The sequence below is a fragment of the Kitasatospora sp. SC0581 genome (genome assembly GCF_048159585.1).
Classification (GTDB): Bacteria; Actinomycetota; Actinomycetes; order Streptomycetales; family Streptomycetaceae; genus Kitasatospora.
The window spans coordinates 1-378 of record NZ_JBLRWA010000209.1 but is presented as its reverse complement, the minus strand read 5'-3'; the positions used below and the strand labels follow the sequence as shown (position 1 = coordinate 378).

Genomic DNA, 378 nt, shown 5'->3' with positions numbered 1-378 from the left:
ACTCTATTGAACCCTTTTTAGGAAATAAACAAGCGGTATTATTAGAAAGTCATGGGGCTTTAACCTGGGGGAAAGATGTGATGGCGGCTTATTTAAATATGGAACGTTTAGAGTATACCGCAAAGTTAACATTTATTACCAGAATGCTCAATGGTGAAAGGGAATTGCCTAAAAATCGTATTGAAGAGTTAGTGAATTTGCGCTCGTTTTATGGGATGTAGGGAACAAGGCTTGGAGTAACTCCGTGATGCAGCAGTTTGAGATCCGGCTTGGCTTTGAAGCATTCAAGTATTGCGTATACACCGGATTAAATAAAATGCAGAAACCCTCATCGGTGTTTCTACATGAAAGGGGAGGAAGAGGATATGGGCCTTAATG

General features: G+C 40.5%; 1 protein-coding gene. It reads left to right on the top strand.

Translation table 11 applies throughout. The annotated features are described in order from the left end of the window. The coding region (locus tag ACLWS4_RS37810) for a class II aldolase/adducin family protein (RefSeq protein ID WP_416876545.1) at positions 1-221 on the top strand (221 nt) is incomplete at its 5' end. Positions 222-378: the final 157 nt, after the last annotated feature.